Raw genomic sequence first — 14,733 nt, forward strand, 5'->3', positions numbered from 1 at the left:
GCGTCGAAGACAAGGTCAGCTTCGAGTCCAACGAATACACCGCCACCTTCAATGCGCCGGAGATCGCCAGATGAACGCCACCACGCGAAAACCCCGCGAGTTCACCGGCAGGCACATGTTGGCCACCGTCCTTGCCTTTTTCGGCGTGGTCATCGCGGTCAATCTCACGATGGCGACGCTTGCCAACACAAGCTGGACCGGCCTTGTCGTCGAAAATACCTATGTGGCGAGCCAGCAATTCAACAAGAAGGCCGAGGAAGGCCGTGCGCAGGCAGCGCTTGGCTGGACCGGCCAGTTGACCATCGCATGGGGNGTTTGCAGCACAACACGTGCCAAGGGATGGTGTCTGGATCATCGAAATAGACGCCGATGCCGGCCTGGCAAAACCTTATCGCGACGTGCGCAGGGTCATGATTTCCCAAGGGGTGCTGAAATGAGCTGCTGCGCGCCGGGCGCTGAAATGGCGCTGGATCTGGTCAGCCCCGCTTCGGTCCTGCCGTCAAGCCAGGAGGTCAGGCTGGCGAGCCGGTCGCTGGGCGATGACCTTCATCAGACCGACCTGTCGGTACCGACGGTTCACTGCGGCGCCTGCATCCAGATGATCGAGACCGCGTTGGGAAAGCTCAATCACGTCCAGGCCGCCCGCGTCAACCTTTCAACGAAGCGGGTCTCGGTCCAGTGGCGCGGCGATGAGGTTCCACCATTGGTCGCAGTGCTCGGGCGCCTGGGCTACCAGGCACATCTGTTCGAAGCCGACACCGATGCGAAGGACAGGACGTTATCGGAGCTCATCCGCGCCGTCGCCGTTGCCGGCTTTGCGGCGGGCAACATCATGCTGCTCTCGGTGTCGGTCTGGTCCGGCGCCGAGGGCGCCACCCGCGACCTGNGGCTTTGCGGCGGGCAACATCATGCTGCTCTCGGTGTCGGTCTGGTCCGGCGCCGAGGGCGCCACCCGCGACCTGTTCCACTGGGTCTCCGCGCTGATCGCCATTCCCGCCCTTGCCTTCGCCGGCGGTATCTTCTTCAAGTCGGCGTGGACTGCGCTGCGCCACGGCCGCATGAATATGGACGTGCCGATCGCTGTCGGCGTGTCGCTGGCCTACGCCATGAGCCTCTATGAGACGATCACCCATGGCGACCACGCCTATTTCGACGCGTCGGTATCGCTGCTGTTCTTCCTGTTGATCGGCCGCACGCTCGATCACGTGATGCGCGAGCGCGCCCGCACCGCGGTGAAGAGTCTGTCGCAGTTGGCCGCGCGCGGCGCCATGGTGTTGCGCGGCGACGGCGCACGCGACTATTTGCCGGTTGGCGAGATCGAACCAGGGATGCAGTTGCTTATTGCAGCCGGCGAAAGAATCCCTGTCGACGGCAGGATTGCGCGCGGGACATCCGACGTCGACTGCTCCCTGGTCTCCGGCGAGAGCACGCCCAGAAGCGTGGCGCCAGAAGATACTGTGCAGGCCGGCGTGCTCAACCTTACCGGTCCGCTGACGATCGAGGCCACAGCCGCCGCGAAGGATTCGTTCCTGGCAGAAATGGTTCGGCTGATGGAAGCCGCGGAGGGCGGTCGCGCCCACTATCGCCGGATCGCCGATCGTGTTTCAGCGCTCTATGCCCCGGTGGTTCATCTCACCGCCTTCGCGACATTCCTAGGCTGGATGGCGGTGACTGGCGACTGGCACCGGGCGATCACCATCGCTATTGCCGTTCTGATCATCACATGCCCATGTGCGCTCGGCCTCGCCGTGCCGATCGTCCAGGTGGTCGCGGCGCGGCGCCTGTTCGACCACGGCATCATGGTCAAGGATGGGTCGGCCATGGAGCGCCTGGCTACGGTCGATACGGCTGTGTTCGACAAGACCGGCACGCTCACGCTCGGACAGCCCCGGCTCGTCAACGCGGCCTCGATCGATCCGGCAATGTTGATGATTGCGGCCACCATGGCCGCACATTCGCGTCATCCGTTTTCAAAGGCCATCTCCGGTTTTGCCACTTCTAGCGGGCAACTCACATTCGATACCGTCAGCGAGCATGCAGGGTTCGGAATCGAAGCCACCCACGCCGGGACCACCTGGCGACTGGGTCGGCGCGGATGGGCGGGATGGAAAGCCCGGACCGGTGGCGAAGGCAAGCATGGCTATGGCGGAACGGTTTTGACCAGGAATGGGCTGATTGTTGCTACCGTCGCCTTCGAGGATGCGCTGCGTGCCGACGCCAGGGCTGCCGTCCAGCAATTGAACGACGCTGGAATAGCGGTGGAAATGCTGTCAGGCGATACCGCCCATGCCTGCCAGGATGTTGCGAAAATGCTGGGTGTCGGCGACTTCGTTCCGTGTCTGCTGCCATCCGGCAAGGTTGAACGCATCGAGTCCCTTAGACGCGATGGACATAAGGTCTTGATGGTCGGCGATGGCCTCAATGACACGCCGGCGCTGAGCGCGGCCCATGTCTCGATCGCACCGGCCACCGCCGCCGACATTGGCCGCAATGCAGCCGACTTCGTTTTCCTGCGCGAAAGCCTCATGGCGGTTCCGCTGGCGCTGGACGTTTCGCGCAACGCGGGAAACCTGATCCGCCAGAACATCGCGATCGCCATCGTCTACAATGCTGTCGCCGTGCCGATCGCCATTCTCGGGCACGTCACGCCATTGATAGCGGCGATTGCCATGTCGGCGTCATCGCTGCTTGTCATTGGCAATGCAATGCGTTTGCGGCGTTCCATGCCAGGTTCGCCGGCGAAAGTGGTTCGGACCTCCAGAGGATCCGGCGTCAACGAATTCTCGCGATCCTCATGACGACCCTTGCCTACCTCATCCCGGTCGCCCTCTTCCTTGGCGCGCTAGGCCTGGGCGGGTTCCTGTGGGCGTTGAGAAGCGGCCAGTACGATGATCTCGATGGCGCTGCGGAGCGCATTCTAATCGACCGCNGTTCCTGTGGGCGTTGAGAAGCGGCCAGTACGATGATCTCGATGGCGCTGCGGAGCGCATTCTAATCGACCGCGACGACGGCGCGGAGAATGCTCCTCGCTCCAAGTGACTCAGATCAAAGCGCTGCGGGTCGGGATGTCCCATCGTCGGCCGACGTAAGATCAGGAGGGTAAGGATGCTAGCCGAAGCCATCATGACGAAAGCAGTCATCACGACGGATGCGAACGCGACGATCGCCGAAGCGGCCGAGCTCATGCTTTCAAACAAAGTCAGCTGCCTCCCGGTAACCGACAGCGACGGTGCCCTCGTTGGAATTGTAAGCAAAAGCGACTTCTTGCGCCGAGAAGAACTTGGGACCCAGCGTGTGCGTCCGCGCTGGCTGGAGTTTGATCTTGGCCCGGGCACAGTCGCCGAAGACTATGCGCGCTCGAACGGACGGATCATCCATGAGGTGATGACCACAGCCGTCATTTCGGCGTCTCCAGGCGCCTCAATTGCACAGATTGTCAACTTGATGATGCAACACCGCATCAACAATGTGCCGATTGTCGATCGGGACAGGGTCGTCGGCATCATCACGCGAACTGATTTGCTGCCTGTCCTGATCCGCGCCATGCCGAAACAGGGCACCACGCCACCCGATGACGACCTGATCCGCAAGGCCGTACTTGCCGAGCTGCAGGGACAATCGTGGGGCGGCGGTGACTTGATTGATGTAAGGGTCAGCGACGGCGTCGTCGAACTGACCGGGGCGATTGTCGACGAGCGTCAACGGAAAGCCGCGATCGTTGCGGCGGAGAACGTTGCCGGCGTCGGACAAGTCAAGGACAGCCTCTTCCTCCGTACAGATCCGCTCTCGGTGATGGTTTCATAGCTGCGGAAAAAAGCGGGGACGCCAAGCAGCGTCCCTTGGGGTTCTGCTCCCTTCCCACATCACTTAGACATGAGGCTGTCGGCGAGTTCCTCCAGCGTATAGCGCCCGTCATGGTTGGCGAGCACGCTGTCGGCAGCGAAGACGCCCGTCCATCGCCAAGCTCGAAACCGAGCGGGACTTGCTCGACCATTCTTGACGCACAAGATTGCCGCAGTCGAGGCTGTTTGTTGCTCCAATTAACACTCACCAATTTGCGCCAGCGCAAAGAAACGCTGCGTCAGGTCAGTTAGCTTCTGCTCATCCGCAACGGTTGAGATAGGAGATTGATATGATCACGCGACGCGAAGCCCTCTTCGGAGCAGCGATTGGCGCTGCCGCCGTGGCGGCACTGCCCGCACTGTCGGCAACGGTGACGAAAGCAGACATTCGAGGACTTCCCCGCGACAAGGTCAAGCTCGTGGCACCGCCTTTTGTGCATCCGCACGACCAGATCGCCAAAGGCGGTCCGAAGATCGTCGAATTCACCATCACGATCGAGGAGAAACCGATGGTCATCGACGCCGACGGGACGCAGCTCAATGCAATGACTTATAACGGCTCGATCCCGGGCCCGCTGATGGTCGTCCACCAGGACGATTATGTCGAGCTGACGCTCATCAATCCCGACACCAACTCGCTAGCCCACAACATCGATTTTCACGCAGCGACGGGTGCGCTGGGCGGCGGCGCCCTCACCTTGATCAATCCCGGCGAACAGGTGACGCTGCGCTTCAAGGCAACCCGAACGGGAACTTTCGTCTATCACTGTGCTCCCGGCGGACCGATGATCCCGTGGCACGTCGTCTCCGGCATGAATGGCGCCATCATGGTGCTGCCGCGCGACGGGCTCAGGAACGACAAGGGCGAGCCGGTCAAATACGACAAGATCTTCTATATCGGCGAGAGCGACTTCTATATTCCGCGCGATGAGAAGGGCAATTACAAGAGCTATGAATCGGCAGGCGACGGCTACGACGACATCGTCAAGGTCATGCGCGGGCTGATCCCGACGCATGTGGTGTTCAACGGCAGGGCCGGTTCGCTGACCGGCGACAACGCCATGAAGGCGAAGGTCGGCGAGACCGTGTTGATCGTCCATTCGCAGGCCAACCGCGATACGCGGCCGCATCTCATCGGTGGACACGGTGACTATGTCTGGGAACAAGGAAAATTCGCCAATCCGCCGGCCAAGGATCTGGAAACCTGGTTCATCCGCGGCGGCTCGGCAGGCTCGGCGCTCTATACGTTCCTGCAGCCCGGTGTCTACGCTTACGTCAACCACAATCTGATCGAAGCTGTGGAACTCGGGGCGACCGCTCACTTCATGGTGGAGGGCGAATGGGATGACGACCTGATGACGCAGGTCGAGGCGCCTAAACCCATCGCCACCAACTGACGGCACTCCAATTTGCCCGGACAGCGTCGCTGTCCGGGCATGGACAAAAGCCATGTCACCTCTCATCGTCAAGGTTGTCTCGGTCGCCATGGCGGCTGCATCGGTTCCGATGGGCTTGTCTGCCATCGGCCGGAACGGACATCGACAGTCCTACCCTGCCGCCACGACAGTTACCCTGGTCCCCGGTTCGATCACATATCCCCTGCCGGGCGAGTTCCTGAGGAATGGGCGCCCGCAAGCAAATCCGCGGCTCAGCCGACAGTTCAATAAACCTATCGAAATCATGACCTATCAGGTCAGCGCGTCAGACTATGCGAGCTGTGTGGCGGCTGGCGGCTGTCAGCCGGCACAGGAGACGCACGCGATCGCGCCCGATGCTCCCGCTACCGGAGTGAGCTATCTCGACGCCAATGCCTACGCCCAATGGTATTCGAAGGCGATAGGCGACGACTGGCGGCTGCCATCCGATGAGGAGTGGGCGTTTGCCGCGGCCGAGCGGTTTGCAGGGGAATTTGAGGGTGTCGAAAACGATACCAACAATCCCGCCAGGCGTTGGCTCACCAGCTACAAGGCCGAGGTGGACCTCAATCGCAAACCGGACCCCTTGCCCAGGAGCCGTGGCTCCTTTGGTGTGAATTCCTTAGGCCTCGCCGACTTTTCCGGCAACGTCTGGGAGTGGACTTCGACCTGCTATGTCCGCACCACGTTGGCTGCGGACGGGACCGATGTCGTGAGTTCGGTCGACAATTGCGGCGTCCACGTCCTTGAAGGGCTTCACAGGGCGTACATGTCGAACTTCGTCGGCGACGGGAAAAGCGGTGGCTGCGCCGTTGGCACACCTCCCGACAATCTTGGATTCAGGCTGGTCCGGGACCATCGAGGATGGGCGAACCGTTTCCTCGGCTACCTCGGCATTGCCTGAAAAAACAGCAGCGTCCGCTCCATCGTGTTTCGCCTGCACTCCCGTCGCCTCACTGTGCCTTTGGCGTCATCAACGCGGTTCCGTAGATCAGGATGAAGCTTGCGAATGCCGCCACCCATGCGGTGCCGGCCATGTCGATCACCACGCCATAGGGCACAAAGGCGGCCAGGATTCTCAATGATCCCGCCAAAAGGACGGTCACGAAGATGAACGAGGCGCCTTTCCCAGCCTTGAGCTTTTGCCCGGTATGCCCAAGCGTCGCGCGGGTCATCACGGCAAGCGTCATTGAGCCCACCGCGCCAGTCCCGAGCGCGTGAAGTCCTGCCGCCGCCGGCACGGCATCGGGAAAGAAGATCGACGCCGATACCAGGGCAAGACCGATCGGCACGAAGGCGTAGGCAAGATGCAGAACCAGCACCAGCGGATCCCGCAACGTGCGTTCGCCAGCCCAACGCGACAGACGCCATGCCTGGCAGACTGCCGCGACGGCCACGAGCGTTGCCGACACTTCGTGGTCGGGAGCGAGCGTCCAAGCAGCCAGCGCAATGGCTGAGATGGCTATCGAGGCGACGTCAAAACGATCGAACGGCGCAGGCAGCCGCCCAGGATTTTCGCGGACGAGCCAGTTGCGGGTGAAGCTTGGAATGATGCGCCCCCCGATCAGCGAGATGAACATGATCGCCGCAGCCATGCCGAGCCTGCGACTGATGTCAGATGTGCCTTGAAGGTGGGCCTCGATATGGAACGCACCGTTGGCGCACGCCAGGACGGCGAGCGGCAGCAGCACCTTGAGATTGCGCCAGTTCCGCCCTGCGATGATTTCGCGTGCCGCAGCGGCTGCGACAGCAAGCAGAAATGAACCGTCGATCACGGCTGCCGCTACCCAGCCGATATCCGCCGAGACGAAGACAGCGGCACGGCCGGCAAGCCACAGGACCACCAACGCCAGCAGGGGCAGGCCTTGCACGGGCAGCCGGCCGGTCCAGTTCGGGATGGCTGTCAGCAGGAACCCGGTAACGATCGCCGGCAGATAGCCGAACAGCATCTCGTGAATGTGCCAGTCGACGGGAACGAACGCACTGTGGGCATCGAGTTCGCCGGCATACATCGGCAGCCAAAGCAGAATGGAGAGCGCAGCATACAGCGACCCGAGGAGAAAGAAGGGCCTGAACCCGTAGGAAAGAAATGCAGGCCCGGCGTAGGCCTGCAGGCGTGGAATCCCCATGACTGTATCCTCAAATGAACAGGGCCGGATGAACCGCCGCCCTCGGTCCGTCCGGCCCGTGCCCGCCCTTTTTGCGGCAGGCATGCCTGTATCGATTGCTGTCAGTTCGCAGGAACCTGGGTGAACAGGTCGGCGAACACCGTTTTTGCCTTCCCGGGATGCTTTACCGCCTTGGCGGTATCGAGATTGACCGGCTTGCCGACAACGATCAGCGCGACCATCCCCATGCCGTAGTGAGGCGCGCATTTGACGCCGTAGACACCCTCCTTTGTCAGCGTGACGGTGATTTCCTCGCTGGGCTTTCCCTTGAAAGGCTCAGCGCCATCCGGAAGCATGCCCTTGATCGACTCGGCGTCGTGGGTCTTGTCGGTCGGCACGAACTTGACGGTGTCGCCGGGCGCCGCCTTGACGAAAGCTGGCTGGAAAACCATGGCGCCTTTTTCGCCCTTGTTGAGCATTTGCACCACGTGCTCTTCCGCGCTGGCACCGCCGGCGAGCGCGAGGATCGAGATTGCGGCAGCGAGGATGGAGAGTTTCATCGGTTTGTCCTTGTTTCGTCTTCCCGGCGTTGCGCCGTTCCATGCCATTTAGCCTGATGCGGCCCAGGACAATTTGCGCTGGCGCAAACTCGGGATAAGAAAGGTCTTCCGCAAGACTGATGCGGAACCATAGAGCCGTGAGGGATCCGCTTGGCCGCGCTGGACCGATCGCTGATTTCGCCGCTGCCGCTCTTTCAGGGGCTGGCGCCGGACGAGCAGAGCGAGATCCTGCGAAATGCACGATCGTCTCGCTATGCCAAAGACTCAACGATCTTCGCGCAGGAAGCCGAAGCCCATTCCTTCTTCGTGCTGATCGCCGGGCACATACGGGTGGTCCGCACCACGCCGGATGGACAGCAGGTCATCGCCAGGTACATCAGCGAAGGCGAGATCTTTGGCGTCGCCGCAGCCCTTGGCCGGACGACCTATCCCGCCAGCGCAATCGCGGCGGTGGACTGCGTGGTACTGGCTTGGCCCAACGCCCTATGGCCTGATCTGTCGAGACGCTTCCCCGTGTTTGGGGCAGCCACCTACAGGACGGTTGGAAGCAGGCTGCAGGAGACGCAGACGCGGGTGGTGGAGATGTCCACGGAACAGGTGGAGCAGCGGGTTGCGCATGCGCTGCTGCGACTGGCTAACCAGACCGGCCGAAAGACCGACAGTGGCATAGAGATCGACTTCCCGATTTCGAGGCAGGACATTGCGGAGATGACGGGAACGACGCTGCACACCGTCAGCCGGCTCCTCAGCAAATGGGAAGAGAACGGAATAATTGTCAGCGGGCGCCAGAGAGTCACGGTCAAAGATGCGCATCGCCTTGTGGTTCTGGCCGAGAACCGGGTAAAAGACTGATCGTCATCGTTCTCCTCGAATGGCCAATTCGAGTTCGACGAGAAAGTCGCCCTCATCGACTTGATGTTCACGGCATGCCTCAGTCACCGTATGGAAAGTGCCTATCGGACAGCCGACGCAGAGCATCTTGTGTCTCAGCACCACAGCGACCGTTGCCGGCCATTTCCTCATGATTTCGTCGACGACCGTATCGGGTTTGATCGAACTGCGCTGTTTCATGATGACGTCTCCGCGATTTGCGAAGCCCTCTTCATAAATCCGGCTCGGACTGCCTTCGTTGCGCTTACGCAATTTAGAAATGATTCAGATCAAGGCACAGCTCGCGCGGCCTCGATATGGATAGGAGTAACCATATGAGGAGGTTGGCATGCAAGCCGAAGCCATTATGAGCAAGCCGGTCGTCGGCATAGACCCGACCGCATCGATCGCCGACGCTGCCTGGTTGATGCTCACCAAAAAGATTAGCGGCTTTCCCGTCATTCGCGGCGACGGCACCCTGGTCGGGATCGTCAGCGAGGGCGATTTCCTGCGTCGCGGGGAACTGGGCACGCAGCGCAAGCGCTCACGCTGGCTGCAGTTTCTGGTCAGCCCCGGAACGGCCGCCGATGAATATGTCCACGCCAATGGGCGACGGGTTGAGGAGGTGATGTCACAAGATGTCGTCACGGCATTCCCCACCGCATCGCTCGACGAGGTCGTCGAGCTCATGACGCGTCACCATGTCAAACGCATCCCTGTCATCGACACCGGGAAAGTCGTCGGCATCATCACCCGCTCTGATCTTCTGCGGGCATTGATTAGCGCCCTTCCGGCTGCAGCCGCTGCAGCCATCGATGACGAACAGATCCGGCAGAACATCATGGCCGAGCTAGGGACACAGAAATGGGCTGGCAAGGACATGGTCAACGTGACTGTGAACAATGGCATGGTGAAACTGGGCGGGGCCATCTTCGACGAACGCGCGCGCCGGGCAGCCATTGTTGCGGCCGAAAACGTCGCCGGCGTCAAAGCTGTCGAGGATGGTCTCTTCTGCGCCGATCCAGTGTCCGTCCTCCTTGTTTCGTAGCAAGCGGCCGTGCCAGCTGATTTCAAGGTTGCATCCACGATAGGCCCGCTTTTCGCCCAGGCTTCGCCGCGTTCAGATCGTGACTAGAAGTATCAATGGCCGAAGGAGCAACAGGGCGAATGCAACGAGCGCCGCGCCCGCAATTCTTTCTGTCTTTTTGTTGCCTCCGCTGAAGCGCCGGCCAAGCAAAAGCCACACCGATCCGGTGGCAGCTGTTATCACCAGAAGCACAACCCAGAAGATCCCCAGAGCGCGCGGTTCGATGTTCATCGGCACGATAGCCAGGCAATAGATAAAGGCCTTCGGGTTCAGGGCACTGGTCACCGCAACAGAAATGGCGTCGCCATTTTTGGAAACGTTGATCCGCGCGCTGGTTATCAGATGCAGTCCAAGAACTACAAGCCATCCGGCTGCTACCAGCCTAAGTATTTGAATGGCCTCGGGTGACATGAAGGGGCGCAGGGAAAACCAGCACGCGGATGAGATCCCGTATCCGCATGCCTGAGCGGCCAAAAGCTTGACCACTTTCTCTCGCTTGACCGCCCCCGCCATCAAAAGAGCGTTGGTAGGCCCTGGTGCGACAAAGAGCACAAATGCTTCGAGAAAAAGTAAGTTGTCCAAGCTGCCTGGTCCTGTGGAATGCAGACTTATCAACCGCAAAAACTTGGTTTGCGTTGGCCCTCGTCAAAACACGGACGGCACGACCTCTCGTCGAGGCTGCCTGCTCGATGCCCTAGCGTTGCCCGGCCGCATGCTGCAGTCGAGCGATCAGGTCGCTGTTGCGGCAATAGTCTGGCGGGTTCTCGGATTGCTCATGTTCGTCGAGCCAGGTTGAGCATTCATCCTGGTGCCCGCAGGAACGGCAGCGGTCCACCGCCCGATTGGTGACTGCCGCATGGTCTGCCACGACTTTCCGATGTCTGTCGACCCCGAGCGACCGCATCATTCGACCCATTAGCGCCGTTCTGGCGTCGACCGAAATCAGGTAATCGAGAAAGGTCATGTTGATCACTCCTGCCTACCGGTCATCCTTGCCGCCGTTGGCGGCGGGTGGCGTTGATCTCGATCAACAGGCGGCATCATTGCCAACCCTGGGCCGTGACGGGGAGCATGAAGCCAAACGGAATGGCAGGTGGTCGAAGACGTCCGCTGACCGGCAGGCCGGTTGCTCGGGCCAGGTCTAGATCTGGCCGTTGTTCGCTTCGGAAAACAAATGAACGCAGCCGCTGCGTCGTGGGCACCCCCACCTTGAACATGTTGCTAGCACCGTCGCGGTGTCCCGAGGCTGAGGGTCTCCAGGCGCGCCGCAGGAGGTAACCTGCTCCGGCCGAGACAGGTTGCTGGTCAACTTCTCCTTCAATACGACATGAAACGGCTGATGCCGCTCTCTTCGATGAGCGTGCGAGTGACACCGCCAAATGCCCATTCCCGCAAGCGGCTATGGCCATAGGCGCCCGAGACGATCAGGTCCGCATGGATCGAGCGCGCGAAACTCAGCAACCGGTCGCCATCAGCCTTGCAGGCGATCAGCTCGGTTCGCGCCTTGATGCCATGGTGGTCAAGGAAAACGGCGACATCGTCGAGGCTGTCTCGACTGGTTTCGTTGCGGCTGGTGTCTATCGTGGCGACGATAACGTCGCTGGCCTTTTCCAGAAAAGGCAGTGCATCGGCTACCGCACGCCGTGCCTCCCTGGTGTCCTTCCAGGCAACCAGCACGGTTTTTGCGCGGATATGTTCCATATTACCTGCCGTGACCAAGACTGGCCGGCCGGCACCGAGCGTGAGGCTGCCGATATCAACAGCACGAAAGACATTGTCTCCATCGCCGCAGCCGGTGACGATAAGGTCGGCCGCCCTGGCCACAACGCTGAGGAACCGGGTCGGACTGCAGACGGACTGTGCCCATTCGCTTGTAACGGAAACCGGCACCATTCTTTCGAACACTGCACGCAATTCGGCGAGCCGCTTTTCGATCTCAGTTCGTTGGATCTGCATGATCTCACCTTCGTAGACCATCCCTTCGCCTGTCGCGACCAAAGGTGGGACATCGGCTGCCGCCAAGCCAACAAGATGCGCTCCAAATCGCTTGGCAAGTTCGATACCCACCTGAACAATGGGCGCAGGAGCCGCATCGATGGCGAGGTTCACGATGATTGACTTGTAGGCCATTGCGGGTGCCTTTCACTGGAGCGGCGCTATGCGTGATGGGTCGCATGCGCCAGCGCCCGATGCCTTGATGCACGTCAAAGACCCGCCAATTGCGCCCGCCAACTAAATCTCTTGCGGAAACGTGTCTCGATCTGTTTTGCCTGTGCGACGAGAAGTGATAGTTAGCCCGGTAGCACCATCTCGAACCTGGGAATTTGATTTGATCAAAGACGAAGCGCTCAGCTTATCGCCCGCTGGGACGACGCTGAAAGCCCTCTTGTCGCGGATGTTCGATCAGGCTCCGGGCTTCATCGCGCTCATGCGCGAGCCGGGTCACGTTTTCGAACTGACCAATGCCGCCTACCAGCGGTTGATCGGCAACAGGCAGGTGATTGGAAAGTCAGTCAGGGAAGCCTTTGCCGAGTTCGAAGGAGATGAGTTTTTCGGACATCTGGACCAGGTCTACACGACCGGCGAGCCATACAGAGGCCAGGGCGTAAAGGTCGGCCTTCGCAACAAGGCCGACGGGCCGCTCGAAGAGCGCATCCTTGATTTCGTCTATCAGCCCATCAAGTCCGACGATGGCCGTATCACCGCGATCTTCATCGAAGGCACGGATGTCAGCGAACTCTCCTTTGCAAACGCAGCTCTTCGGCTGCGTGAGGACCATTTGCGATCGATCCTGGCAACAGTGCCGGATGCAATGGTCGTCATCGATGAGCAAGGCGGGATCCAATCCTTCAGCACAGCCGCCGAAACATTGTTTGGCTATCAGTCAGGTGAGGTCATTGGCCAAAACGTGAAAATGCTGATGCCCCCGCCCTACCGCGACGAGCATGATGCCTATCTGCTTCGCTACCTGACCACCGGAGAGCGCCGGATTATCGGGCTCGGGCGCACCGTCACCGGGATGCGCAAGGATGGTTCGACCTTCCCGATGGAGCTTTCCGTCGGCGAGATGCATCCGGGAACCGGACGCTTCTTTACCGGCTTTTGCCGCGACCTGACCGAACGCCATCGGGCAGAAGCTAGAATCCAGGAGCAGCAGCAGGAGCTTCTCCATATGGCGCGGTTTACAGCACTTGGCGAAATGGCCTCGACCCTTGCTCACGAGATCAATCAGCCGCTGACGGCCATCACCAACTATCTGAAGGGCAGTCGTCGGCTGCTCGAGAAAAGCACCGAAGAGAATGCGCCCATCCTGCGGGATGCCGTGGAAAAGGCCGCTGAGCAGGCGCTGCGGGCTGGAAACGTCATTCGCCATCTCAGAGACTTCGTTGCAAGAGGCGAAAGCGAGCGTCAGGTCGAACGGCTGCCGGCGCTCATCGAAGAGGCCTCGTCGCTGGCCCTGGTCGGGGCAAGGGAGATAAATGTCCTTGTCAGCTACAAGCTCGATCCTGCTGCCGAACTGGTGTTAACCGATCGCATCCAGATCCAGCAGGTTATGCTGAACCTGATGCGCAATGCTGTCGAAGCCATGCAAGACGCGCCGCGACGCGAACTGCTGGTCACGACTATTGCGCGCGCCGACGGGATGGCGGAGGTGAGCGTCATCGACACCGGGGCCGGTCTCGCGCCGGAGATTTCCGCCCAACTGTTCCAGCCATTCGTCACCACCAAAAAGCAGGGCATGGGCGTCGGCCTGTCTATTTGCCGCACCATAGTTGAATCGCATGGCGGTCACATATGGGCCGAGGCAATGCCGGCCGGCGGGACCGCTTTCAGGTTTACATTGCGCATCGTCGATAAGGATGAGGTCACCAATGGCCGCTAATGATCTGGTGCACGTGGTCGACGATGACCTGGACGTCCGCAAGTCGCTTGGATTTCTGTTGGGCACGGCAGACTTTGCGGTCCGCCTGTATGATTCCGCCACGGCCTTCCTGTCGACGGCGTCTGGCAGTCTCGAGGGCTGCATCGTCACCGATGTGCGCATGCCGGGCATAGACGGCATCGAGTTTCTGCGCCAGCTCAGAGCAGGCGGGCATGGAATTCCGGTCATCGTCATGACGGGCCATGCGGATGTGGCGCTAGCCGTTCAGGCAATGAAGGAAGGCGCTTGCGATTTCATCGAGAAGCCATTCGACGATGAAATGTTGATCGAGGCGATCCGCTCAGCGTTGGCCAACCGCAACCAGGTCAATGCATCCCACCCTCAGTCCGCGGATATTCGCGGGCGTCTGTCGACGTTGACAGATCGTGAGCGCCAGGTGCTGGACGGGCTTGTGTCGGGTTTGCCGAACAAGACGATCGCCTATGACCTTGGAATCAGCCCACGCACTGTTGAGATCCATCGCGCCAATGTCATGAGCAAGATGGGCGCCGGCAGTCTGTCACATCTTGTGCGCATGGCGTTGATCGTTGAATCCAAGCCCTAGGGATGGTCTCCAAAGGGATTGCCGTCGCGAGTTGGCACCCGGTGAGGCTCCCAGTCGCGCCAGTGGGTCGGACGGATGTCGACCCATGCGCCGGTGGCGACGTTCCTCCAGCCGTCCAGCTGCTTCCTGCAGGGAAACACGAGCGCATGCTCACCGTCCTCGTCGAAGACGGCCAGTTTGAGGTTGCGCCCAAACGGAGCGGTGAGGATTGGTTTCCACATCTCCTCATGATCCGCAGAAGCGCCAGCTCGCGCCTTGATCTGAATCATTTTCCGCAATTGCCGAATGCGCGAATGTGCGCTTTGCCGCCGTGAGCCAAGGCGAAAGCACCCGCATGGTCATGGTTCAACGCGGCAAGGCAAAC

Annotated in this window: 15 protein-coding genes and 3 pseudogenes; 11 read left to right on the forward strand and 7 right to left on the reverse strand. The window is 60.6% G+C overall.

The window, feature by feature from the left end; translation table 11 throughout:
- Window positions 1-70: 70 nt before the first annotated feature.
- The 7 genes and pseudogenes from X771_RS1000000167040 to X771_RS143840 all read left to right on the forward strand — a co-directional run bounded on the left by X771_RS1000000167040 (window position 71) and on the right by X771_RS143840 (window position 6,161).
- Window positions 71-437: pseudogene (locus X771_RS1000000167040) on the forward strand (FixH family protein).
- Window positions 434-2,798, forward strand: a pseudogene (locus X771_RS01000000165220) (cation-translocating P-type ATPase). The pseudogenes X771_RS1000000167040 and X771_RS01000000165220 overlap by 4 nt, the downstream one beginning before the upstream one ends.
- On the forward strand, window positions 2,795-2,947 hold the full coding sequence (gene ccoS, locus X771_RS1000000169775; RefSeq protein ID WP_023689266.1) for a cbb3-type cytochrome oxidase assembly protein CcoS: 153 nt from the start codon (window positions 2,795-2,797) through the stop codon (window positions 2,945-2,947). The pseudogene X771_RS01000000165220 and the gene ccoS (X771_RS1000000169775) overlap by 4 nt, the downstream one beginning before the upstream one ends.
- Window positions 2,932-3,039 (forward strand): annotated as a pseudogene (gene ccoS, locus X771_RS1000000169780) (cbb3-type cytochrome oxidase assembly protein CcoS); the annotation flags it as partial. The gene ccoS (X771_RS1000000169775) and the pseudogene ccoS (X771_RS1000000169780), both read left to right, overlap by 16 nt.
- Before the next feature lie 66 nt (window positions 3,040-3,105).
- On the forward strand, window positions 3,106-3,804 hold the full coding sequence (locus X771_RS143850; RefSeq protein WP_023689267.1) for a CBS domain-containing protein: 699 nt from the start codon (window positions 3,106-3,108) through the stop codon (window positions 3,802-3,804).
- A gap of 328 nt (window positions 3,805-4,132) precedes the next feature.
- Complete coding sequence (nirK, locus tag X771_RS143845; RefSeq protein WP_023689268.1) at window positions 4,133-5,239, forward strand: copper-containing nitrite reductase; 1,107 nt, start codon at window positions 4,133-4,135, stop codon at window positions 5,237-5,239.
- 52 nt (window positions 5,240-5,291) lie between these two features.
- Window positions 5,292-6,161, forward strand: a complete 870-nt coding sequence (locus X771_RS143840) for an SUMF1/EgtB/PvdO family nonheme iron enzyme (RefSeq protein ID WP_023689269.1) — start codon at window positions 5,292-5,294, stop codon at window positions 6,159-6,161.
- A gap of 49 nt (window positions 6,162-6,210) precedes the next feature.
- Here X771_RS143840 and X771_RS143835 read toward each other — a convergent pair whose 3' ends face one another.
- Window positions 6,211-7,386, reverse strand: a complete 1,176-nt coding sequence (locus X771_RS143835) for an NnrS family protein (RefSeq protein ID WP_023689270.1) — start codon at window positions 7,384-7,386, stop codon at window positions 6,211-6,213.
- A 101-nt stretch (window positions 7,387-7,487) separates the two neighbouring features.
- Window positions 7,488-7,925 carry a pseudoazurin gene (locus X771_RS143830; RefSeq protein ID WP_023689271.1) on the reverse strand — a complete coding sequence of 146 codons (438 nt, stop codon included), beginning with the start codon at window positions 7,923-7,925 and terminating at the stop codon, window positions 7,488-7,490.
- 150 nt (window positions 7,926-8,075) lie between these two features.
- Here X771_RS143830 and X771_RS143825 point away from each other — a divergent pair, with 150 nt between their 5' ends.
- The gene (locus X771_RS143825; protein WP_023689272.1) at window positions 8,076-8,777 is read left to right on the forward strand and encodes a Crp/Fnr family transcriptional regulator; all 702 of its coding nucleotides are present in this window, start codon (window positions 8,076-8,078) and stop codon (window positions 8,775-8,777) included.
- A gap of 3 nt (window positions 8,778-8,780) precedes the next feature.
- Here the strand turns inward: X771_RS143825 and X771_RS143820 are convergent, their stop codons facing one another.
- Window positions 8,781-8,996 (reverse strand): DUF1858 domain-containing protein, encoded by a 216-nt coding sequence (locus X771_RS143820; RefSeq protein WP_023689273.1) that lies wholly within the window; start codon window positions 8,994-8,996, stop codon window positions 8,781-8,783.
- A gap of 148 nt (window positions 8,997-9,144) precedes the next feature.
- On the opposite strand from X771_RS143820, the gene X771_RS143815 reads away from it, so the two are divergent.
- On the forward strand, window positions 9,145-9,843 hold the full coding sequence (locus X771_RS143815; protein ID WP_023689274.1) for a CBS domain-containing protein: 699 nt from the start codon (window positions 9,145-9,147) through the stop codon (window positions 9,841-9,843).
- A gap of 72 nt (window positions 9,844-9,915) precedes the next feature.
- On the opposite strand, the gene X771_RS143810 is transcribed toward X771_RS143815, so the two are convergent.
- From X771_RS143810 to X771_RS143800, 3 genes are all read right to left on the reverse strand, one after another.
- Window positions 9,916-10,464, reverse strand: a complete 549-nt coding sequence (locus tag X771_RS143810; protein ID WP_023689275.1) for a hypothetical protein — start codon at window positions 10,462-10,464, stop codon at window positions 9,916-9,918.
- Between the two features lie 112 nt (window positions 10,465-10,576).
- Complete coding sequence (locus X771_RS143805) at window positions 10,577-10,846, reverse strand: DUF6455 family protein (RefSeq protein WP_023689276.1); 270 nt, start codon at window positions 10,844-10,846, stop codon at window positions 10,577-10,579.
- Window positions 10,847-11,199: 353 nt separating this feature from the next.
- A complete protein-coding gene (locus X771_RS143800) occupies window positions 11,200-12,012 on the reverse strand; it encodes a universal stress protein (RefSeq protein ID WP_023689277.1) in 813 nt (270 codons plus the stop codon).
- Window positions 12,013-12,211: 199 nt separating this feature from the next.
- Here X771_RS143800 and X771_RS143795 point away from each other — a divergent pair, with 199 nt between their 5' ends.
- The gene (locus X771_RS143795) at window positions 12,212-13,765 is read left to right on the forward strand and encodes a PAS domain S-box protein (RefSeq protein ID WP_023689278.1); all 1,554 of its coding nucleotides are present in this window, start codon (window positions 12,212-12,214) and stop codon (window positions 13,763-13,765) included.
- Window positions 13,755-14,369 carry a response regulator FixJ gene (fixJ, locus tag X771_RS143790; RefSeq protein ID WP_023689279.1) on the forward strand — a complete coding sequence of 205 codons (615 nt, stop codon included), beginning with the start codon at window positions 13,755-13,757 and terminating at the stop codon, window positions 14,367-14,369. Before X771_RS143795 ends, fixJ begins: the two co-directional genes overlap by 11 nt.
- On the opposite strand, the gene X771_RS143785 is transcribed toward fixJ, so the two are convergent.
- Window positions 14,366-14,638 (reverse strand): hypothetical protein, encoded by a 273-nt coding sequence (locus X771_RS143785; protein WP_348524400.1) that lies wholly within the window; start codon window positions 14,636-14,638, stop codon window positions 14,366-14,368. The two genes, fixJ and X771_RS143785, sit on opposite strands and share 4 nt — an antisense overlap.
- Window positions 14,639-14,733: the final 95 nt, after the last annotated feature.

Origin of the sequence: Mesorhizobium sp. LSJC269B00, from assembly GCF_000502815.1 — a bacterium.
Lineage (GTDB): Bacteria > Pseudomonadota > Alphaproteobacteria > Rhizobiales > Rhizobiaceae > Mesorhizobium.